The sequence below is a fragment of the Shewanella polaris genome (assembly GCF_006385555.1).
GTDB lineage: Bacteria > Pseudomonadota > Gammaproteobacteria > Enterobacterales > Shewanellaceae > Shewanella > Shewanella polaris.
Genome location: NZ_CP041036.1, coordinates 1,413,358 through 1,435,781, shown reverse-complemented (window position 1 = coordinate 1,435,781; position 22,424 = coordinate 1,413,358). Strand labels below are relative to the sequence as shown.

Here is a 22,424-nt window from a genome sequence, read left to right as displayed (position 1 = left end):
TTTCAAACTTGTCATTTGTTTTGTTAATAAGACGTATTGACGCCTCAATAGCTAGCCTATTGCAAGTTGATACAACAAAGGTAGCAAGACAAAGGACTGTTTGATAACTGTTTATTATCCCGAGCTGAGGTCACATACAATATTAACTGACTTGAGCGGCTTGCTTTGCCTCTTTAACTTCAGCCGCTTCACATGCTGCAGCAGTAAAGATCACATCAGTTGAGCTGTTAAGCGCCGTTTCAGCTGAATCTTGAATCACACCAATAATAAAGCCAACAGCGACAACTTGCATGGCAATATCATTAGAAATACCAAACAAACTACATGCTAATGGAATTAATAGTAGCGACCCACCAGCAACACCAGAGGCACCACAAGCAGAAATAGATGCGATGACACTCAATAATAATGCCGTCAAAAAGTCTATTTGAATACCCAAAGTATGGGCTGCGGCTAAGGTCAATACCGTAATGGTAATAGCGGCACCGCCCATATTAATCGTGGCACCTAATGGAATTGAGACAGAATAAGTGTCTTTATGCAGTTTTAGTTCTTCACACAAAGCCATGTTGACCGGAATATTAGCAGCACTTGAACGAGTAAAAAATGCTGTCACTCCACTCTCACGTAGACACTTAAATACTAATGGATAAGGGTTACGTTTAATTTTGACATAAACAATAATAGGGTTAACAACCAACGCAATAAATAGCATGGAGCCAACAAGTACCATTAATAGTTGGCCGTAACCGGCTATTGCTTCAAAACCAGTTTCAGCAAATGTCGCAGCCACTAAACCGAAAATACCAATTGGCGCAAGACGGATGACAAAACGGACAATGTTAGATACCGCATCACTGACATCAGAAAGCATCCGTTTAGTACTGTCACTCGCATGATGCATGGTTATACCTAATCCTGCACCCCAAACTAAAATACCAATATAATTGCCGGTTAATAATGCGTTAACAGGATTATCGACAATTTTAAATAATAAGGTATTAATGACTTCGCTAATCCCTTGAGGAGGATTTGAGCCTTCAATACCAGTGGTTAACAATAAAGTAGTTGGAAATGCAAAACTGAATAATACAGCAGTTAATGCTGCCGCAAAGGTTCCCAATAGATATAGAGCAATAATTGGGCGCATATTGGTTTGACTATTTTTCTTTTGATTGGCAATCGATGATGCTACCAAAACAAAAACCAGGATCGGTGCTATAGCTTTTAGCGCTCCTACAAAAAGAGAGCCTAAAAAGGCCACATTATTAGCCCCAGTTGTGGAAATACTTGCCAGGACCACGCCCAAAATAATTCCGCTGATAATCTGTAGCACAAGGCTACCGCTAGCGATACGAGCTAACAGTGATGTTTTTTGATTCATTGCTTAACCTATGATTATTATATTTATGGCGTTTTGTCTGTTGGTGGACACTTATCGTTAATCAAATTGTTTAACCACATTAGCGGGCTATTGCTTAGCGATGGCTTTGCGAAACGTAAAGCCATCTTTTGTGAACAGCCAAAATACCGAACATGACAAAAGTCTTGTAGCTATATATCAGGATGCCATGTGATAAGTCTAGTGTTAACCCAAAATGAATTAAAAAATCACTTGTCGGTCATTAAGTAAGCATTACCAATAGCGGGACCAACAAATAAAAAAGATTACCTTTCCGCTCCTAATTAAACCGTCTCTATCGCCTCAGCACCTCTTAACATTGCCTCAATTAACTCTTTAGCATCAAATTTGGTGAGCGCTTCATTAGCACCGACTTGTTTCGCTTGGCTAACACTAATTTCACTGGATAACGAAGTATGTAAAATAATATATGCATGCTCAATAGCAGGGTTATTCTTAACTTCAAAAGCCAATTCATATCCATCAAGCCCTGGCATTTCAATATCACTCACCAGTAAGTCAATTGGCATTCGGTCTTCTGCGGCTTGTTGCATAATGGAAAGAGCGTCACGACCATCGGCCGTCACTTGATAGGGGATATTAATTGAGTCTAATGCGTCAGATAATTGCTTACGGGCTACTTTAGAGTCATCAACCAACAAAATATGCAATGGCTTTAATTTTTCACGTTGAACATCTGTCAATATTGCACGATGAGAAATAGGATCGTCAGGAAAGATCTTTGATAATAATAACTCAACATCCAGTAATTGAACTAATTGATCATCAAAACGGGTTACTCCTGTTAAAAAGGCGTTTTGACCTAAGTTACCAGACGGAGCTTCAATGTTTCGCCAGTTACACTCAATGATTTTATCGATGGCTCGAACCAGAAAGCCAATAACCATTCGCTGGCAATCCGTAATAATGATATAGCAATCTTTACGCTCGGAGTCGGTAATAGGTTTATAACCAACCGCTGCAGCCATATCTATCACAGGAAGAGTATGACCCCTCATAGTTGCAGCTCCCAGAATGGCTGGGTGAGAATGTGGAATTTTAGTTAGAGGTGTATAAGGCACGAGTTCACGAATTTTCAAAGTACCTAAAGCAAACAGTTGTGTTTGGTTCAACTTAAAAAGCAATAAACCCTGTGATTGATTCGCTTTGCTCATTTTCGGACTCATCATTACCCCTTTAATGGAAGACTAAAATCGATTTAACTATAGCATTTATCGTCAATTTTTAGATTAACTTTAATCATCAATTTTATCTAAAAACGTCATTACAAATCACAAAATTAGCAATTCATCCGATAATAGTTAACTTTTATATCGTTTCTATTACGATTTTAATTAACTAGATAATACTTGAGTAATAATAGATGCTTGAATAACAAGTATTGGTGATAACAATAATGAGCAAATAATATTAATAAATTTTTTATTAGGATCTTCGACACAATTAACAGTGAAAATTATAAATCGCCTCCCTCCTCTTACTGCAATACAAATATATCAGCCGTGACTGACTAAGCTGTCAATTAGGTAATTGCATCACACTTGGGGTTTGGAGGATTTAATTAATCGATACGTTATTAAAATAACAAAGGGAAACAATAATGATTAAATCAGTTGCTGATCTAATCGATTGTTTCCCTATAATACGTTGATTAATATTTACTTAAATCAATTCGAACTTGATTGTAGCTCGTAAAGTACGTCATAAACAAACTGATCCCAACCTTCAGCCTCAAAGGCTAAACCACTGGCATTACGAACTTGGCTAACGGCATGCAAAGGTGCTGCACCGTTTTCCATCATATAATAAGCCATTACCATTTCGGTGCGATTAACACCTGAACGACAATGTAATAATACCGGTTTTTGCTCACGTTCGCATTCACGAATAAATGCTAACACCTGAGGTAATATTTCAGCACAGATAGCTAAATCTTGTGGTTTAGGCGGAATATTATCAGGCAAATTAAACACTTTATGTCGAAGACCTAATGCTACCATATCTTCAGTATCACAGCCTTCAGCATTATTTAATGATGCAATCGCTCCAAATCCGGCCTGTTTGAACTCTGCTAAGTTCCATGCATCTTTGTTCGGACCACTTCGCCCTGCGACTTGTCCATCAACTAACCAAAAAATATGTTTCATATTACCTACTACTAATCTGGTTTTTTAGCCCAAATATCAACATTAACTGAGGACAACTTTTTACGTTTTTTCTTACCGCTACCTTCTGGCTTCGCCATTGGCTTAGGTTGTTCCAGTACACTTTCAGGCACTACATCATCAGCCTCAAACCCGTTAACTTGTTCACGAACAAGTCGAATTTGATTCTTTTTCTCAATAACAGAGAAGTGATGATACTCATCATGCGACAACAAGGTCAACGCTAAACCGACCTCTCCCGCACGTCCGCTGCGACCAATTCGATGCATATAATCTGCTGGACTGCGCGGTAAGTCAAAATTTATTACTACAGGTAATTTTTCAATATCAAGGCCACGAGCAGCAATGTCTGTTGCAATAAGCACTTGAATATCACCAGCCTTAAAACCTTCCAATACACGACTTCTCGCGCCTTGGGCTTTATCACCGTGAAACACCTCTGCAGTGATACCACGTTTAGCCAGTTTTTGAGCTAAATGATTGCAACTATTTTTAGCGCCAACAAAAATCAACACTTGGCGCCATTGATGCTGTTGTAGTAAATGTGCAAGTAAAGCGGTCTTTTTTTCACGATTAACCGTCATTACCCGTTGTACTAACGTACTCGCCTCAGCGCTTTGTAATTGTATCTCAAGCGGGTTAACGAGCAGCGCTTGCGTTAGTTGGCGAACTTCATCTGGGAAAGTCGCTGAAAACAATAACGTTTGTTTTTGCTTAGGAAGTAAATTGAGTACTTGAGTCAGCTCTTCAGTAAAACCAAGGCTTAACATTCTGTCTGCTTCATCAAGTACTAGCGTTGTCACTTGGGACAGCTTTAATGCATTTGACGATACTAAATCGAGTAAACGACCTGGTGTCGCAACCACTACATCCGCACCGCCACGCAATGCTAGCATCTGAGTATTAACAGATACACCGCCAAATGCAGCAACCACTTTAATGTCGCCATTTAAATGAACCGCATAGGATTTAAAGCTGTCGGCAACTTGCTTAGCAAGTTCTCGCGTTGGTACCAAGACTAACGCACTAACAAAATTACCTTTGGCGGATGTTGTTGCCCGACGACTCACCAATTGATGTAATATCGGCAATGCAAAAGCCGCTGTTTTACCTGAGCCAGTATTGGCACCCGCCAGTAAATCTTTACCAGTTAGTGTGCTAGGAATGGTTTCAGCTTGGATTGGTGTAGGCTGAAGGTATTTAAGCTCGGTTAATCTGGCCAACAATGGAGTATGCAGGCCAAATTCAGCGAAAGTCGTAGCTAAAGAAGCTTGGGTCATGTATCAAATGCGCTCAAAAAAATGGATATCAATCGCACATTTTAACGTACTTTGGCACGGCAGTCAGATAAATTAGTTAATTTCTTCAATCCCTTCTAAGTCCAGTAGCCACTGCTTCATATCGAGCCCATAAGCATAACCAGTTAACTTACCGCCTTTGCCTATCACCCGATGACAAGGAACGATAATAGCAATTGGGTTTGCACCATTTGCAGCCCCAACAGCTCTGACAGCTTTAGGTCGCCCAATAGTATTAGCGATATCACTGTAACTGCAGCGCTGGCCGAATGTTAATTGACTCAGAGCATGCCAAACCTCATGTTGAAAAACAGTCCCCTTAGGCGCTAGAGGAACACTAAAATGTTGCCTTTGATTAGCGAAGTACTCTGTTAATTGAATGACTGTTGTATCAATATGCTGTTGGGCTTGTACCACTAAATCTTGAGTTGTCTCAGTCGTGCCTTGTTGGAATCTAAACTGAGTTTGAATCTCTACAAGCGAGCTCGTTTGGGCAAGGTCTTCAACCTGCAGATGGGTTAATCCATGCTCAGATGCTTTAAGCGAGAGTAAACCAACAGGACTTGTGACTAAAGCATGGCACTTCGGCGAAGTAAAATGGGTCATAATATTATCCGTTTTTTGCAGCGACAGGATCGTTATCCCAAAGCTGGAAGGTTAAGTAACTGCCCCAAGGTGATGCTTGTTTTGCAATGTCGGCAGCAATGCTTAAGTACGATTTAGAGGATTCAATGGGTTTACCCGATTGCTCATATAACGCATGAAGACGATTTTTGATGACTAAATCAGAACTCAAAAACACATCAGGATCACTCAAACCTCGCATATTTGCATAAGCAACAGTCCATGGACCAATACCTTTTACAGACAACCAATCGTCAGGTGTTGAGTCAGCATGCTGATGCACAAATTGCCCCAAGGCATTTAATGCTAATTTTCGAGCGCCTGGCATGTTAAGTTCATCTAATGAAGCGTTAGCAATAGCTTGTGCCGTAGGAAATAGTTGCCAAACCTTACCATCGATGAACAGCGTTTCACCATAAGATTCAACCAATAAATTTAATAACTTAGTGGCTTGCACGACACTGACTTGTTGCCCTAATACGGCACGGCAAGCGGCCTCAAATACGCTGCCAGCGGCAGGAATACGTAAACCATTATCAATTTGGGCACCTAATTTAATGATGGGAGATAATGCCTGCTGGATTATCTCCATGTCAGCATCTAAATCAAACATACGGCGCAATTGCATAGTAATATAATGTAAGGATTTAATATCATTGGCATCAGCTAAGTAAATACTCACATCAAGTTGGGGTTTATCGGCATTTGGTGAAATGTAAAAAACGCCTTCTACGCCATTAAACGAAAAGGTTCGGCCATAACGTCCCGAAATATCATCAATGACCTCCATATCATCAACTTGACGAAAGGCATAAAAAGCCAACATCTTCGCCCAATTAAAAGGGGGACGGTAAGATAATGCTAATGTTATTGGTTTAATGTTAGTGCTCACTTGATTATCTTTATAAGGATGAGTTACATCAGTTGAATGTCGGCTCTTTTGGCGTAATTCGCTAGGTGTTAACAATAGTTCTTGCTTAAAAATTTCATTAAACCGCCTGATACTATTAAAGCCAGCAGCCATGGCGACCTCTGTCATTGATAATTGTGTTTGGTGTAATAACTGCTTAGCAAACATCAACTGCTGATATAACGCAAAACGTTTAGGTGAAGCCCCCAAACCTTGGTTGAAGAGTTTATTTAAATACCGACTGCTAATACCTAATTTATCAGCCAACTTGACGACCGTTCCTGAATTCTCACCATTTAAAAAGCCTTGATCAATTAACGCGATGGCTCGCATTAATGTTGTTTGAGTGCCTAACCACGCAAATGAACTTGGTGCACTATCGGGCCGGCATCGCAGACAAGGCCTAAGTCCAGCATTAGCCGCTTTTATCGCAGAATCAAAGTAACGGACATTTTTTTCATAGGGTGCAGGGGCGGGACAAATCGATCGGCAATAAATACCAGTAGTGATAACTCCGGTAAAAAATTGACCATCAAAGCGAGCGTCACGACTAAGCCTTGCTTGCTGGCAGACCTGTGCTGCAATATTACAATCACTGTTAATCTGGACCATTCGTCTATTTAGCCTTATATCACTCAATGGAAAACTGAACTATTTTCTGCTTATAGCGTATTTAAGAGATTACTTTACCGAAATACAACAACCACGACTAGCGGAAAACGGAACTCAATCGTTTCGTATATGGTAACAATTTAACCCATTACATTTGGCCTTTTTGCGTTATCCTAGTCAGCAGAATTTTCACCATTAAGTTAGAGCATTAGATGTTTAAATTTTTTGAATCATTGACCCAAGCTTTACCGCAAGAAGAACCGACTCAGCCACCCAATACTTTGTACGCATTTTGTCGTCATTATACCCGCGGGTTTGGTTTGCCTTTAATTATCATGTCAGTACTAACAGCCATAATGGCAATGTTGGAAGTGTCACTGTTTGGCTTTATGGGCCAACTGGTAGATTGGTTAGTCACTAAAAATCCGCAAACATTATGGCAAGATGAAAGCACTACCTTGATTACCATGTCAGTGATTGTCTTAGTCGTCATACCGCTTGTTGTCTGGTTACATGCTTCTATCGTGCACCAAACGCTTTTGGGTAACTACCCCATGGCCATTCGTTGGCAAGCACATCGCTATTTACTCAAACAAAGTATTTCATTTTATCAAGATGACTTTGCAGGACGGATCGCCACAAAGGTAATGCAAACTTCGCTTGCTGTACGTGAAACGGTCATGAAATTACTGGATGTACTGATGTACATTTTAGTGTATTTCACCTCTATGTTGGTCATGATTGCCACTGCAGACGTACGTTTAATGCTACCCATGCTCGTTTGGTTAGCGGCTTATGTGTTGATCCAATGGAAACTCGTTCCAAAGCTGAAAGCAATATCGACAGAACAAGCTGATGCTCGCTCGACAATGACGGGCCGTATTGTCGACAGTTACACCAACATATCAACCGTAAAGCTGTTCTCGCATACGACACAAGAAGCTGACTACGCCCAAGATAGTATGACGCGTTTCTTAAAAACCGTTTATGGCCAAATGCGTCTGGTAACGATCATTAATGTATTAGTGCAAATCATTAATTACTTATTAGCGTTCACCATTGCGGCTGTGTCTATTTGGTTATGGGCAGACAATGCGATTACTGTTGGCGCCATTGCGATTGCGGTGAGTTTAGCGTTGCGTTTAAATGGTATGTCACAATGGATTATGTGGGAAATCAGTTCACTATTTGAAAATATTGGTACCGTTACCGATGGTATGAATACGTTATCAAAACCCATTGCTATCCAAGATAAAATCGATGCAAAAGACATTGTTGTTGACCATGGAAAAATCGATTTCAATCAGGTTTGCTTTCATTATGGTGAAAAAACTGGCGTCATTGAGCAACTAAACTTGAATATTAAAGCAGGTGAAAAAGTCGGCTTAGTGGGACGGTCTGGTGCAGGGAAATCGACCTTAGTAAACTTATTAATGCGTTTTCATGATGTTGAAAAAGGCCAAATACTGATTGATGATCAACCTATAACGGATATAACCCAAGACTCATTACGGGCAAATATTGGTATGGTGACTCAGGATACGTCGTTATTACACCGTTCGATCCGTGAAAACATTCTGTATGGTGATCCACATGCCAGTGATGAAAAATTAATGGCGGCGATAACTCAAGCACAAGCTGCAGAGTTTATTGACAATTTAACTGATCCCTTTGGCAACAAGGGACTCGATGCTCAAGTGGGTGAACGCGGCGTTAAGCTGTCTGGTGGCCAACGCCAACGGATTGCCATTGCAAGAGTATTACTTAAGAATGCGCCAATTCTATTGCTTGATGAAGCCACTTCAGCATTAGACTCTGAAGTCGAAGCCGCGATTCAAGAGTCTCTTTATGAATTGATGGAAGGTAAAACAGTAATAGCGATAGCGCATCGGCTCTCAACGATTGCAGCTATGGATAGACTCATTGTATTAGATAAAGGCTGTGTTGTTGAACAAGGTACTCATCAAGAGCTGATTAATGCCAAAGGGATATACGCACAACTGTGGGCCCATCAAACTGGCGGTTTTTTAGGATTAGATTAATCAAAACTTGAACCATTAACATTAGTTAGCCACTCAAATATGAGTGGCTTTTTTATGCACAGGAATAAAAAATAGGCACAAAAAGTGTAAGTAGAATATTAATTGCTTGGATTGCTTGGATTGCTTGGATTGCTTGGATTGCTTGGATTGCTTGGATTGCTTGGTAAAACTTTGAAGGATGTAAGAGGAATAATACAGAAATAAAATATGGTGGTCGCTACTGGGCTCGAACCAGTGACCCCCTCCTTGTAAGGGAGGTGCTCTCCCAGCTGAGCTAAGCGACCTGGGATAAAACGATAAATAAAGTACAAATTGATATGGTGGTCGCTACTGGGCTCGAACCAGTGACCCCCTCCTTGTAAGGGAGGTGCTCTCCCAGCTGAGCTAAGCGACCTGGGAATATCAATTCTTTTAACATGGTAAAATATGGTGGTCGCTACTGGGCTCGAACCAGTGACCCCCTCCTTGTAAGGGAGGTGCTCTCCCAGCTGAGCTAAGCGACCTGGGATATTTTACTTTCGAGTCTACCACTCTATTTGAGAAATGGTGGTCGCTACTGGGCTCGAACCAGTGACCCCCTCCTTGTAAGGGAGGTGCTCTCCCAGCTGAGCTAAGCGACCTGGGACTCTACACAACAGTTTACATAAATTATATGGTGGTCGCTACTGGGCTCGAACCAGTGACCCCCTCCTTGTAAGGGAGGTGCTCTCCCAGCTGAGCTAAGCGACCTGGGATATAATTAACAGTAATAACTTCATAAATGAAATTATGGTGGTCGATACTGGGCTCGAACCAGTGACCCCCTCCTTGTAAGGGAGGTGCTCTCCCAGCTGAGCTAATCGACCTCGCTGTGTGGGGCCGTATTATAGGGGGCAAGCAAAACCTGTCAACGCTTTTTATTTAAAAAAACGTCAGTCGGACTAAATTTGTTCGCTTTGATGCATTGTTAAACAAAGATTTGACTCGATAAAAAAAGGAATATTCAAAAACTATCACAGGTTTAACGGTCCGCCATTTCCACTAACGAGTTTGGCTGTTAGAATGGCAACCACATTTTTGCTTGTCTTCTTTTTATAGACGTATTTATATAGGTTAGTGTCCGATTATGACAACTAAGACGCGTTTTGCCCCAAGTCCAACTGGCTTTTTACATGTAGGCGGTGCTCGTACTGCTTTATATTCATGGTTACATGCAAAAGCAAATAACGGTGAATTTGTACTTCGTATTGAAGACACCGATATTGAACGTTCAACTCAAGAAGCTTGTGATGCGATTCTTGATGGTATGAACTGGTTAGGTTTAACGTGGGATGAAGGTCCTTATTATCAGACTAAACGTTTTGATCGTTACAACGAAATTATTGAGCAGATGCTAGATAACGGCACGGCTTATAAATGTTATTGCTCACGTGAGCGTGTTGAAAAAATGCGTGAAGATCAGGCTGCACAAGGATTACAACAAAAATACGACGGTTGCTGTCGTGACCTTGCGCCTCGTGATACTGACGAGCCGTTTGTTGTGCGCTTTAAAAACCCAATCGAAGGCAGTGTGATCTTTGATGATCACGTTCGTGGTCGCATTGAAATTTCAAACGATATGCTTGATGATCTTATTATTAAGCGTACTGATGGCGTACCAACTTACAACTTCTGTGTTGTCGTTGATGACTGGGATATGGGCATTACGTGCGTTGTTCGTGGTGAAGACCATATCAACAATACCCCTCGCCAAATTAATATCCTTAAAGCATTAGGAGCTCCTATTCCTGAATATGCTCATGTTTCGATGATTTTGGGTGATGATGGTGCCAAATTATCTAAGCGTCATGGCGCTGTCGGTGTAATGCAGTATCGTGATGATGGTTATTTACCTGAAGCACTATTAAATTATCTTGTTCGTTTAGGCTGGTCTCATGGTGATCAAGAAGTATTTTCAATGGAAGAATTGAAAACACTATTTAAATTAGATGACATCAATAAAGCCGCTTCAGCCTTTAATACCGATAAACTTATTTGGTTAAATCAACATTATATCAAATCACTTGATCCTGTTTATGTTGCATCGCATTTACAGTGGCATATGGATGACCAAAAGATTGATACCAGTAATGGCCCTGCATTACCTGAAATTGTGACTGCATTATCTGAACGCGCTAAAACATTAAAAGAGTTAGCAGCTTCTAGTCGTTATTTCTATGAAGACTTTGATAACTTCGATGAAGCCCAGGCTAAAAAGCACCTACGTGGTGTGGCAATGGAGCCTTTAACCTTGTTCAATCAAAAGTTAGCAGCAATAACAGACTGGACAGTTGAAAATATTCATCAAGCAATTGAAGCTACAGCAGCAGATCTTGAGGTGGGTATGGGTAAAGTCGGAATGCCACTACGTGTTGCGGTAACGGGCGCTGGGCAGTCTCCTGCGTTAGACTTAACCTTATATTTAATTGGAAAAGATCGATCTGCACAAAGAATATCCAAAGCGATTGAATTTGTAGCAAATAGAATAAATTCCTAAAAAACGAGTTGACACTTTTGGGTATGCTGCATAGAATGCGCCTCGCAGTTGAGACATGACTTCAGATTTTTTTTGTAGCATATCCAAAAGCAATTTGTAAGAGGGGCTATAGCTCAGCTGGGAGAGCGCTTCGCTGGCAGTGAAGAGGTCCACGGTTCGATCCCGTGTAGCTCCACCACTTACGAATATATCTTTAACTAGATAATAGCATTGATGTTTAGCCTACAGACATTGATGAGTATTCACTCGATACAGAGTATAACGTATCAACTGTGTCCCATTCGTCTAGAAATAGAGCTTAGGACATCGCCCACTTTGGTTTATAAAGAGTCGGCGGTAACATGGGTTCGAATCCTTAGGGTTTTGATCTTTATTATAGGTAACTAGCACTGGTGTTTAGCCTACAGACACCAATGAGTATTCACTCGATGCAGAGTATAACGTATCAACTGTGTCCCATTCGTCTAGAAATAGAGCTTAGGACATCGCCCACTTTGGTTTATAAAGAGTCGGCGTTAACAGGGGTTCGAATCCTTAGGGTTTTGATCTTTATTATAGGTAACTAGCACTGGTGTTTAGCCTACAGACACCAATGAGTATTCACTCGATGCAGAGTATAACGTATCAACTGTGTCCCATTCGTCTAGAAATAGAGCTTAGGACATCGCCCACTTTGGTTTATAAAGAGTCGGCGTTAACAGGGGTTCGAATCCTTAGGGTTTTGATCTTTATTATAGGTAACTAGCACTGGTGTTTAGCCTACAGACACCAATGAGTATTCACTCGATGCAGAGTATAACGTATCAACTGTGTCCCATTCGTCTAGAGGCCTAGGACACCGCCCTTTCACGGCGGTAACAGGGGTTCGAATCCCCTATGGGATACCATATTTAAGATGGTTGAACATGATTCGAAACTATTGTTTTAGAAAAAGTGTTTGATGATCTATATAGCACTGGTGTTTAGCCTACAGACACCAATGAGTATTCACTCGATACAGAGTATAACGTATCAAATGTGTCCCATTCGTCTAGAAATAGAGCTTAGGACATCGCCCACTTTGGTTTATAAAGAGTCGGCGGTAACAGGGGTTCGAATTCTTAGGGTTTTGATCTTCATTATAGGTAACTAGCACTGGTGTTTAGCCTACAGACACTAATGAGTATTCACTCGATGCAGAGTATAACGTATCAACTGTGTCCCATTCGTCTAGAGGCCTAGGACACCGCCCTTTCACGGCGGTAACAGGGGTTCGAATCCCCTATGGGATACCATATTTAAGATGGTTGAACATGATTCGAAACTATTGTTTTAGAAAATGTGTTTGATGATCTATATAGCACTGGTGTTTAGCCTACAGACACCAATGAGTATTCACTCGATGCAGAGTATAACGTATCAACTGTGTCCCATTCGTCTAGAAATAGAGCTTAGGACATCGCCCACTTTGGTTTATAAAGAGTCGGCGTTAACAGGGGTTCGAATCCTTAGGGTTTTGATCTTTATTATAGGTAACTAGCACTGGTGTTTAGCCTACAGACACCAATGAGTATTCACTCGATGCAGAGTATAACGTATCAAATGTGTCCCATTCGTCTAGAGGCCTAGGACACCGCCCTTTCACGGCGGTAACAGGGGTTCGAATCCCCTATGGGATACCATATTTAAGATGGTTGAACATGATTCGAAACTATTGTTTTAGAAAAAGTGTTTGATGATCTATATAGCACTGGTGTTTAGCCTACAGACACCAATGAGTATTCACTCGATACAGAGTATAACGTATCAAATGTGTCCCATTCGTCTAGAAATAGAGCTTAGGACATCGCCCACTTTGGTTTATAAAGAGTCGGCGGTAACAGGGGTTCGAATTCTTAGGGTTTTGATCTTCATTATAGGTAACTAGCACTGGTGTTTAGCCTACAGACACTAATGAGTATTCACTCGATGCAGAGTATAACGTATCAACTGTGTCCCATTCGTCTAGAGGCCTAGGACACCGCCCTTTCACGGCGGTAACAGGGGTTCGAATCCCCTATGGGATACCATATTTAAGATGGTTGAACATGATTCGAAACTATTGTTTTAGAAAAAGTGTTTGATGATCTATATAGCACTGGTGTTTAGCCTACAGACACCAATGAGTATTCACTCGATGCAGAGTATAAAGTATCAACTGTGTCCCATTCGTCTAGAAATAGAGCTTAGGACATCGCCCACTTTGGTTTATAAAGAGTCGGCGGTAACAGGGGGTCGAATTCTTAGGGTTTTGATCTTCATTATAGGTAACTAGCACTGATGTTTAGCCTACAGACACCAATGAGTATTCACTCGATGCAGAGTATAACGTATCAAATGTGTCCCATTCGTCTAGAGGCCTAGGACACCGCCCTTTCACGGCGGTAACAGGGGTTCGAATCCCCTATGGGATACCATATTTAAGATGGTTGAACATGATTCGAAACTATTGTTTTAGAAAAAGTGTTTGATGATCTATATAGCACTGGTGTTTAGCCTACAGACACCAATGAGTATTCACTCGATACAGAGTATAACGTATCAAATGTGTCCCATTCGTCTAGAGGCCTAGGACACCGCCCTTTCACGGCGGTAACAGGGGTTCGAATCCCCTATGGGATACCATATTTCAAATGTTAGTTATTATTTAACTAACATTTGGGGCTATAGCTCAGCTGGGAGAGCGCTTCGCTGGCAGTGAAGAGGTCCACGGTTCGATCCCGTGTAGCTCCACCAACTATTTAGTTTTCGAATATAATTCTATATATTTGAATCAAAAAACCACCTAGCGGTGGTTTTTTTGTTTGTATCCTTTTTACGCTGTTATCCAATGTATCCGCATCAACAGATAATCAAATTTATTTTCACTAAATCAATACACATATAAGCCATTATCTCTAATGGGATCTATATAGCATCACAACAAAATGTGTGACATTCCACCCAACTATATTCCCACTGTGTGTGACTATCCACACACTAAATCAGTATAACTATACACACATAAATTAAAGTTAATAAATATCATATGGTTACAAATAGTTAACATTCTGGCCTGATGCTTGCTATGTTTGATCTATCCTCATAAAGCGTTTATGGCGTACTTGTTCTGGAGCAAGACACCACCTTGAGGAAAATATAACACTAAAAAAAGGAAGTTAACTACCATGAAAAAATCGATAAATACTTTTATACGTCCACTAAAGTCAATGGCTAAACTAGCCGCTGTAGCTTCAATTCTGGCAGCGAGTTTTAATGTTTTTGCTGAACCTGTAGAAATTAAGTTTTCTCATGTTGTTGCAGAGAACACACCAAAAGGACAAATGGCACTTAAGTTTAAAGAATTAATAGAACAACGTTTACCTGGTGAATATGTTGTGAACGTATTTCCTAACTCACAGTTATTTGGGGATAACAACGAGCTAGCAGCATTACTGTTAAACGATGTGCAGTTTGTAGCACCATCACTATCTAAGTTTGAGCGTTATACCAAAAAACTACAAATCTTTGATTTACCATTCTTATTTGAAGATATGGCGGCTGTTGATCGCTTCCAACAATCTGATGCGGGCCAAAAACTATTGAACTCAATGAATCGAAAAGGTGTTGTCGGCCTAGGTTACCTTCACAATGGTATGAAGCAATTTTCTGCCAATGACCCGCTAGAATTACCTAAAGATGCTAACGGTAAAAAGTTCCGTATTATGGCGTCTGACGTTATTGCCGCCCAGTTTGACGCTGTTGGTGCTATTCCGGTTAAAAAGCCTTTCTCTGAAGTGTTCACCCTGTTACAAACACGCGCTATTGATGGTCAAGAAAATACTTGGTCAAATATCTATTCAAAGAAATTTTATGAGGTGCAAAGCTACATAACAGAAAGTAATCATGGTGTTTTAGATTACATGGTCGTGACCTCAAATACTTTCTGGAAAAGTCTACCCGCTGACAAACGCGCAATCTTTAAATCTTCACTTGAAGAAGCTATTACACTTGGCAACAGCATTGCTGCAGAAAAAGGCAATAAAGATAAGCAAACTATTTTAGATTCTGGACGTTCTGAATTAGTGACGTTAACGCCAGCGGATCGTCAGCAATGGGTTAATGCAATGAAACCAGTTTGGGCTAAATTTGAAGATCAAATTGGTAAAGACATGATTAATGCAGCACAAGCTGCAAATACCAAATAGTCTCAATACTAAATGTGGCACTGAATTGCTTGCTGGATCAGTGCCACCCTTTTTTTATTCAAGGAGTATGACCGTGATTTCAAAACTATTTGGTTATTTTGAAGAAGGGTTCCTTAATCTTTTGATTACACTCATGACATTGCTTGTTTTTGGCGAAGTCATTGCACGATTCTTTTTTAATACTGGTTTTTTATGGATCCAAGAACTTACCCTCACTCTATGTGGTTGGTTCGTACTTTTTGGTATGTCTTATGGTGTAAAAGTAGGGGCTCATATCGGTGTTGATGCCTTTGTTTCTAAATTGTCAGGTAAGCCTCAAAAAGCTGTCGCTATCTTTGCATGCTTGTGCTGCTTGGTTTACTGCGGAATATTTTTAAAAGGTTCGTGGGACTACCTCAGCCAAATGTATCAAATTGGCATCCCTATGGAAGATATCGATTTTCCGGCTTGGTTTATTCATCAACTTGATCCTGATTTTGCTTGGGAGACTTTACGTATTGATGTAGAAGACGGGGCAATACCTATCTGGTTATCTCAAAGTATTATAATAATCGGTTTCACTATGCTCACTTGGCGTTTTATTGAATTATTTATCGCTATCTTAAAGAACCAGGCTGTTGGCTTCCAATTGGCTGACGAAGCTAAAGACAGTATGCATTTAATCGATGAAGCTGCACTATCCGCATCACCTGAACAACAAAATGATAAGGATGCGAAATAATGACTATAGCCACACTATTTCTCGCTTTATTTATTTGCATGATGATTGGGATGCCTATTGCTATAGCCTTAGGTTTTTCAAGCATACTCACTATTTTGTTATTTTCAAATGATTCGCTCGCCTCAATTGTACTAAAACTGTATGGGTCAACCTCAGAACATTACACCTTATTAGCCATCCCGTTCTTTATTTTATCATCAGCATTTTTGTCTACTGGTGGTGTAGCAAGGCGTATTATCGACTTTGCTATGGACAGTGTCGGTCATATACGTGGCGGTCTTGCCATGGCATCCGTTATGGCTTGTATGTTATTTGCAGCCGTATCGGGCTCATCTCCAGCCACTGTTGCTGCAATTGGTTCTATTGTCATTGTCGGCATGGTGCGCGCAGGTTATCCAGAAAAATTTGCCGCGGGTGTAATTACCACATCAGGAACATTAGGAATTTTAATCCCACCTTCTATTGTTATGCTGGTTTATGCCGCAGCAACTGAAGTGTCAGCAGCAAGAATGTTTATGGCTGGCTTGATCCCAGGGTTAATGATGGGCTTTATTTTAATGTTGGCTATCTACATAGTTGCCCGCATTAAAAAGCTCCCTTCACGTCCTTTCCCTGGAATAAAAGCCCTTGGTTTATCAAGTGCGAAGGCTTTTGGCGGTTTAGCATTAATCTTTATTGTATTAGGTGCCATTTATGGCGGTGTCGCGAGTCCGACTGAAGCCGCTGCTGTAGCTTGTGTATATGCTTACTTTATTGCTGTATTTGGATATCGTGATATTGGGCCACTCAAAAATGTTGCTTGGCGTAATAAACAAGAATCTATAGTGGTCGCTTCATTACGAAACATTGCCTACATGCTACTTGCTGTTATCAAAACACCTATTGATAAAGAAATTCGTCATGTTGTACGAGATGGCGCTAAAGTCAGTATTATGTTGTTGTTCATTATTGCCAATGCAATGCTATTTGCGCACGTTTTAACAACTGAACGTATCCCGCACATTATTGCAGAAGCAATTGTGAGTTTAGGCCTACCAGCATGGGGCTTTTTAATCATAGTTAACTTATTATTATTAGCCGCCGGTAACTTTATGGAACCTTCAGCCATTTTGTTAATTATGGCCCCCATTCTGTTTCCTATAGCAACCCAACTTGGTATTGACCCTATCCACCTCGGGATCATTATGGTAGTAAACATGGAGATAGGCATGCTCACACCGCCCGTAGGACTCAATCTCTTTGTTACGGCTGGGATTACCGGTAAAAGTATGGGATGGGTCATTCAGTCCTGCCTACCTTGGCTAGTACTGTTACTCGGTTTCTTAATGTTAATTACTTATATTCCACAGATTTCACTATTTCTACCGGAATACATCGACAAATTAAACGGTTACTAGTTTAATAATTAGCGTATTATAAACGAGCCTTAATTAAGGCTCGTTTTTTTATCTCATCACTAAGTCATAATAGCCACAGGGAATATGAATGCTTTCATTCTCTAGTATCAAAAAACGGAATTTCTTTATAGGCATGTTGCTTATTATAGGCCTGTTATTCACTCTAAAAATTACATATTGGTATTTACTGGAACAAGGCACAGAGACAATTGCCGAACAGTCTGATAAACAAATCAATGAATTGGTGATTTTTATTGATAATGCACTTTCACATTACGAAAATATCCCAGCGGTACTAGCACAGAACCCCATTTTAGAACAGGGCTTACTCGATCAGCAAAACCCTCAAACGATTGAAAAACTCAACGCTTATCTATCTGAGTTGCAACAAGTTACCGAATCATCAGACATTTACCTTACAGATGCACTCGGTGTCGCTATTGCAGCCAGTAATTGGAATATACCAAACTCTTTTATCAATAATGACTATTCATTTAGGCCCTACTTTATTGATGCTATCTCGGGCAAGTCAGGGCAATATTACGCGGTTGGAACGTCATCAAATAAACGTGGCTTTTATTTTGCGAATCCGGTTTATCATAAGGGTGTGGTATTAGGAGTTATAGTAGTAAAAGTCGATATTAGTTTGATTGAGCAACAAAGTAGTGGAATTGCAATTGCCAGTCAATATGAATTTATGATCAGTGACCCTGATAATATCGTATTTCTTTCGAGTATAAATAGTTGGCGATTTAATTCATTAACACCGCTAACACAAGCCAAACGTTTTTCGCTAAATGCTTCCAAACGGTATGCAAACAGGCCTATTGGAGAACTCCGTTTGAGCCCTGGTTTTATCGTCAGTGATGCCGATACATCTCAGGTATATAAAATATCATCATTAGACGGGAACGCTAAATACCTCGAACGGCATCAATTAATGCCAAATGCTAATTGGAACGTTCATATTCTCGCGCCAATGAAGCCTTTATATGAATCGTTACCACCGGTCATGTTATTGGCCGCTACCCTGTATTTATTATTGGCATTATTTATACTGTACAGTATAGAGCGTCGTAAAAATTTGCGCAGAATGCGTCAAGAACAAAATCAACTAGAACAACGCGTAAAAGACCGTACCTTAGCATTAGAACAAGCCAACACGCAGCTTAAAGATACCCAAGATGAACTAATCCAAGCAGCAAAGCTTACTGTGATTGGCGGTCTTTCTGCCAGCATTAACCATGAACTTAATCAACCTTTGGCTGCATTAAGAAGTTACGCCCAAAATACTCAAACGTTTATAGATCGTAATATGATTGATGATGCGGGAAGTAATATCAAAATAATGATAGAACTAACTGACAGACTTGCTGATATTATTGGTCAATTTAAGAGTTTTACTCGCAAATCCCAAGGTAAAGATAGTGCCATTGAAGTTAACCAATCCATTGAGCAAGCACTCACTATCGTTCAGCCCGAAATGGACAAACAGAGTGTTAGGTTGTCATTAACGTTATTAGATGGAAAATGCCAAATATGGGGCGACAGTGTCAGACTACAACAAGTATTAGTTAACTTAATAAGTAATGCCATTGTTGCAATGCAGCAATCCACTGAACGACAGTTGCGAATTGAAGTCTATTGCGACAGTAAAGTGAATATTAATATTCAAGACAATGGTCCAGGCGTAAGAGAAAGCCAAATGAGTAAAATATTTGAGCCCTACTACACCACCAGTGAACGCCAAGGATTAGGGCTAGGATTATCTATATCGCAGCGAATAATCGAATCAATGCAAGGCTCTATCACTGTCGAGAATGCACAACAAGGTGGCGCCATTTTTCATATTATTTTGCCGCTTTATTTACGTGAGGAAGTGTAAACGTGACCCAAATACAAGACATCAACAACTACCAAGTCATTATTGTTGACGATGAGCCGTATATCGGCACAGTATTACAGCAATTATTTAAGCTCGAAAACATCAAAGCTTTGGCCATTACCGACCCACAGATCATTGCTCACCACATCAGTCCAAATTGGCCAGGGATAATAATCTCCGATGTGAATATGCCACAATTAGATGGCTTAAGCTTATTACAACAACTAAAGAAGCAAGATAATGACTTGCCCGTTGTATTGCTGACCGGATTTGGTGATATTGCCATGGCAGTCGATGCATTAAAAAAAGGTGCTTACGACTTTATCGAAAAACCGTTTAACAACGAACATATATTAGATGTGACCAAACGCGCATTGGATAAACGATCTTTAACCCTAGAAAACCGAAAATTAAAGCGCGAACTAGAATCTCACATCGCACCTGGCCCACGAATTCTAGGCAACAGCCCAGGCATAATGAAGATGCGTAACTTAATCGACCAAGTACTCGACACACCGGCAGATATTATGATTGAAGGTGAAACTGGTGCTGGTAAAGAATTAGTCGCACGCTATTTACATGATCATTGCTATCGAAACAAAGCCAACTTTGTTGCTATTAACTGCGGGGCAATCCCTGAAAACTTAATCGAAAGCGAACTCTTTGGTGCAGAATCAGGAGCTTTTACCGGTATAGATAAACGTCGTATTGGTAAATTCGAATACGCCAACGGTGGCACGCTATTTTTAGATGAAATCGAAAGTACCCCAATGGCTTTGCAAGTTAAATTACTTCGAGTGTTAGAAGACCGAAAAGTAGAACGTTTAGGATCTAATACCCTTATCGATCTAGATATTCGGGTGATTGCCGCCACAAAACTCAACCTACAAAAATTATGCGAGCAAGGTCTATTCAGACAAGATTTACTTTATCGTCTAAACTTAGTCACCATCGTCATCCCACCACTTCGAGAACGTCTCGAAGACATACCGTTATTATTTTTGCACTTCGCTCGCATTGCATCTGCACGTTACCATAAAGCGTTAATCGCATTAACTCCTCAACAAACCATAGTGCTTAGCTCTCATGATTGGCCAGGCAATGTGCGTGAATTACGCAATTTAGCCGAGCGTTACGTATTACTTGGCGCTGAAGCCGCTTTTGCAGGTAACTTAGACAATCACACCACCATGCACACGAGTATGTCACTGCAACAACGAGTTGAGTTTTTTGAACGAATGCAGATTGAAGAAGCATTAAGTCACAATAAAGGCAGCATCAAATTAACCATGGAACAACTCGAGCTACCACGTAAAACCTTGTACGATAAAATGCGCAAGTTCGACCTTGATAGAAAGCAATTTATCGAGAGCTAATTAGACGCGGATACATCAACGAGCTGCTGCTTTTGATGTATCCCTAAACGCCAAATAGCCACCAGCAACAATGCTAAAAGGCTCATAGACCCCACCACAACCCCATTCCATTCAGCTTCATGCCAAAACAACATTAGGTATGGCCCACCTAAAGAGGCACCAAGATAATAACAACATAAATACAGCGATGTAGCCTTAGCACGATGAGTGGTAGCTCGAATGGCCACAAATGAATTGCAACAGCTATGGGTTAAGAAAAAACCACAAGCGTTAATCAAAAAACCGATAACAATCGCTGTTAGTGTATCCACCAAGGTCAACAAGGTACCAACTAGCATTAAGCATAGTGCTACCCTAAATAATGGCATTGAACCATAACGTACAATCCATTTTGCCGACAGGTAAGACGCAAAGGTGCCACTTAAATAACATAAAAAAATCAATGTTGCGTGAAAGCGACTCAAACCATAGGGTTCAGCCATAATATGCAACTGAATAAAGCTAAACTGATTAACCATCATCATAAATGCTAAGCCACCAATAATATAAGCCAAGCGCATTTGAGAGTCAGACAAATGAAACACAAAACCGTCAATATCTTGTTTAACCTTACGTAGCAACGACACTCTTTGTTTAATTATTTGGGGTTTAATTTCTTTTCGTGGTAATAAATATGTTACCAATGCCACACCCATTAATGTCACCACAAACACCAAACCCATAGACGACTGCCATGACAAGTTTTGTGCCATCAATCCACCAAAGATTCGCCCCGCGATTCCGCCAATACTGTTGGACATTATGTATACAGCAGCAGCTTTCAGCATAAATGAAGGTGCCAATTGATCTTTAAAATACGCCATTGCAATTGCAGGTACTGCCGCTAACAAAATTCCCTGCAGTAAACGCACCCACAATAAATCATCAAATGTTTGAGCAAATATTAATAAGATATTTGATGCAGCTAACAGCCACAAACTCACGACGATAGGAGCTAGCCGCCCAATTCTGTCAGATAATATCGCATAAAAAAGCAATGAAAATGCCAACGTAAAACTGGTAACAGACAACACTAAAGTGGCTTGTGCGCCCGACACATCAAAATGCTCAGCAATAGAAGGCAACATGCCTTGTACCGTGTACAAATTAATATAAATCACCATAGAAGCGATACACAAAGCCCAAATCAAACGAGTTTGCGCATGAGAACGATAAATAGGGGTTAACTCTGTCATAAACAACCTAAACAAC

Annotated in this window: 14 protein-coding genes and 14 tRNA genes; 15 read left to right on the top strand and 13 right to left on the bottom strand. The window is 40.5% G+C overall.

Features of this window, described 5'->3' with window-relative positions:
- Nucleotides 1–142: 142 nt before the first annotated feature.
- From sstT to FH971_RS06290, 6 genes are all read right to left on the bottom strand, one after another.
- Nucleotides 143–1,384, bottom strand: coding sequence for a serine/threonine transporter SstT (gene sstT, locus FH971_RS06315; RefSeq protein ID WP_140233745.1), 1,242 nt, complete (start codon nt 1,382–1,384; stop codon nt 143–145).
- 302 nt (nt 1,385–1,686) lie between these two features.
- Nucleotides 1,687–2,577 carry a chemotaxis protein gene (locus tag FH971_RS06310; protein ID WP_140233744.1) on the bottom strand — a complete coding sequence of 297 codons (891 nt, stop codon included), beginning with the start codon at nt 2,575–2,577 and terminating at the stop codon, nt 1,687–1,689.
- A gap of 513 nt (nt 2,578–3,090) precedes the next feature.
- Nucleotides 3,091–3,570 carry a protein-tyrosine phosphatase family protein gene (locus tag FH971_RS06305; protein ID WP_140233743.1) on the bottom strand — a complete coding sequence of 160 codons (480 nt, stop codon included), beginning with the start codon at nt 3,568–3,570 and terminating at the stop codon, nt 3,091–3,093.
- Nucleotides 3,571–3,581: 11 nt separating this feature from the next.
- On the bottom strand, nt 3,582–4,868 hold the full coding sequence (locus tag FH971_RS06300; protein ID WP_140233742.1) for a DEAD/DEAH box helicase: 1,287 nt from the start codon (nt 4,866–4,868) through the stop codon (nt 3,582–3,584).
- Between the two features lie 72 nt (nt 4,869–4,940).
- Nucleotides 4,941–5,492 carry a methylated-DNA--[protein]-cysteine S-methyltransferase gene (locus FH971_RS06295; RefSeq protein ID WP_011638160.1) on the bottom strand — a complete coding sequence of 184 codons (552 nt, stop codon included), beginning with the start codon at nt 5,490–5,492 and terminating at the stop codon, nt 4,941–4,943.
- Nucleotides 5,493–5,496: 4 nt separating this feature from the next.
- Complete coding sequence (locus tag FH971_RS06290) at nt 5,497–7,032, bottom strand: AlkA N-terminal domain-containing protein (RefSeq protein WP_140233741.1); 1,536 nt, start codon at nt 7,030–7,032, stop codon at nt 5,497–5,499.
- 212 nt (nt 7,033–7,244) lie between these two features.
- On the opposite strand from FH971_RS06290, the gene FH971_RS06285 reads away from it, so the two are divergent.
- On the top strand, nt 7,245–9,074 hold the full coding sequence (locus FH971_RS06285) for an ABC transporter ATP-binding protein (RefSeq protein ID WP_140233740.1): 1,830 nt from the start codon (nt 7,245–7,247) through the stop codon (nt 9,072–9,074).
- A 208-nt stretch (nt 9,075–9,282) separates the two neighbouring features.
- Here the strand turns inward: FH971_RS06285 and FH971_RS06280 are convergent.
- From FH971_RS06280 to FH971_RS06255, 6 genes are all read right to left on the bottom strand, one after another.
- Nucleotides 9,283–9,358: transfer RNA gene (locus tag FH971_RS06280), tRNA-Val, on the bottom strand.
- 34 nt (nt 9,359–9,392) lie between these two features.
- A tRNA-Val gene (locus FH971_RS06275) sits at nt 9,393–9,468 on the bottom strand.
- Between the two features lie 33 nt (nt 9,469–9,501).
- Nucleotides 9,502–9,577 (bottom strand) — tRNA-Val (locus tag FH971_RS06270).
- A 41-nt stretch (nt 9,578–9,618) separates the two neighbouring features.
- Nucleotides 9,619–9,694: transfer RNA gene (locus FH971_RS06265), tRNA-Val, on the bottom strand.
- 33 nt (nt 9,695–9,727) lie between these two features.
- Nucleotides 9,728–9,803: transfer RNA gene (locus FH971_RS06260), tRNA-Val, on the bottom strand.
- 40 nt (nt 9,804–9,843) lie between these two features.
- Nucleotides 9,844–9,919 (bottom strand) — tRNA-Val (locus FH971_RS06255).
- Nucleotides 9,920–10,179: 260 nt separating this feature from the next.
- Between FH971_RS06255 and gltX the strand changes: the two genes are divergently transcribed.
- From gltX to FH971_RS06185, 14 genes are all read left to right on the top strand, one after another.
- Nucleotides 10,180–11,589: a glutamate--tRNA ligase gene (gene gltX, locus FH971_RS06250; protein WP_140233739.1), complete on the top strand. Its 1,410-nt coding sequence runs from the start codon at nt 10,180–10,182 to the stop codon at nt 11,587–11,589.
- A 102-nt stretch (nt 11,590–11,691) separates the two neighbouring features.
- Nucleotides 11,692–11,767 (top strand) — tRNA-Ala (locus FH971_RS06245).
- 633 nt (nt 11,768–12,400) lie between these two features.
- Nucleotides 12,401–12,476, top strand: a tRNA-Glu gene (locus tag FH971_RS06240).
- Between the two features lie 311 nt (nt 12,477–12,787).
- Nucleotides 12,788–12,863 (top strand) — tRNA-Glu (locus tag FH971_RS06235).
- Nucleotides 12,864–13,174: 311 nt separating this feature from the next.
- A tRNA-Glu gene (locus FH971_RS06230) sits at nt 13,175–13,250 on the top strand.
- 311 nt (nt 13,251–13,561) lie between these two features.
- Nucleotides 13,562–13,637: transfer RNA gene (locus tag FH971_RS06225), tRNA-Glu, on the top strand.
- Nucleotides 13,638–13,948: 311 nt separating this feature from the next.
- A tRNA-Glu gene (locus tag FH971_RS06220) sits at nt 13,949–14,024 on the top strand.
- Nucleotides 14,025–14,156: 132 nt separating this feature from the next.
- A tRNA-Glu gene (locus tag FH971_RS06215) sits at nt 14,157–14,232 on the top strand.
- A 35-nt stretch (nt 14,233–14,267) separates the two neighbouring features.
- Nucleotides 14,268–14,343 (top strand) — tRNA-Ala (locus FH971_RS06210).
- 431 nt (nt 14,344–14,774) lie between these two features.
- Nucleotides 14,775–15,794 carry a TRAP transporter substrate-binding protein gene (locus tag FH971_RS06205; RefSeq protein ID WP_137221826.1) on the top strand — a complete coding sequence of 340 codons (1,020 nt, stop codon included), beginning with the start codon at nt 14,775–14,777 and terminating at the stop codon, nt 15,792–15,794.
- Between the two features lie 67 nt (nt 15,795–15,861).
- Complete coding sequence (locus FH971_RS06200; RefSeq protein WP_140235535.1) at nt 15,862–16,515, top strand: TRAP transporter small permease; 654 nt, start codon at nt 15,862–15,864, stop codon at nt 16,513–16,515.
- Nucleotides 16,515–17,912, top strand: coding sequence for a TRAP transporter large permease (locus FH971_RS06195; protein WP_137221830.1), 1,398 nt, complete (start codon nt 16,515–16,517; stop codon nt 17,910–17,912). The genes FH971_RS06200 and FH971_RS06195 overlap by 1 nt, the downstream gene beginning before the upstream one ends.
- An 88-nt stretch (nt 17,913–18,000) precedes the next feature.
- Nucleotides 18,001–19,797, top strand: coding sequence for a sensor histidine kinase (locus FH971_RS06190; protein ID WP_140233738.1), 1,797 nt, complete (start codon nt 18,001–18,003; stop codon nt 19,795–19,797).
- A 2-nt stretch (nt 19,798–19,799) separates the two neighbouring features.
- Nucleotides 19,800–21,173 (top strand): sigma-54-dependent transcriptional regulator, encoded by a 1,374-nt coding sequence (locus FH971_RS06185; protein WP_140233737.1) that lies wholly within the window; start codon nt 19,800–19,802, stop codon nt 21,171–21,173.
- On the opposite strand, the gene FH971_RS06180 is transcribed toward FH971_RS06185, so the two are convergent.
- Nucleotides 21,170–22,408, bottom strand: a complete 1,239-nt coding sequence (locus FH971_RS06180; RefSeq protein WP_137221836.1) for an MFS transporter — start codon at nt 22,406–22,408, stop codon at nt 21,170–21,172. The two genes, FH971_RS06185 and FH971_RS06180, sit on opposite strands and share 4 nt — an antisense overlap.
- Nucleotides 22,409–22,424 lie beyond the last annotated feature (16 nt).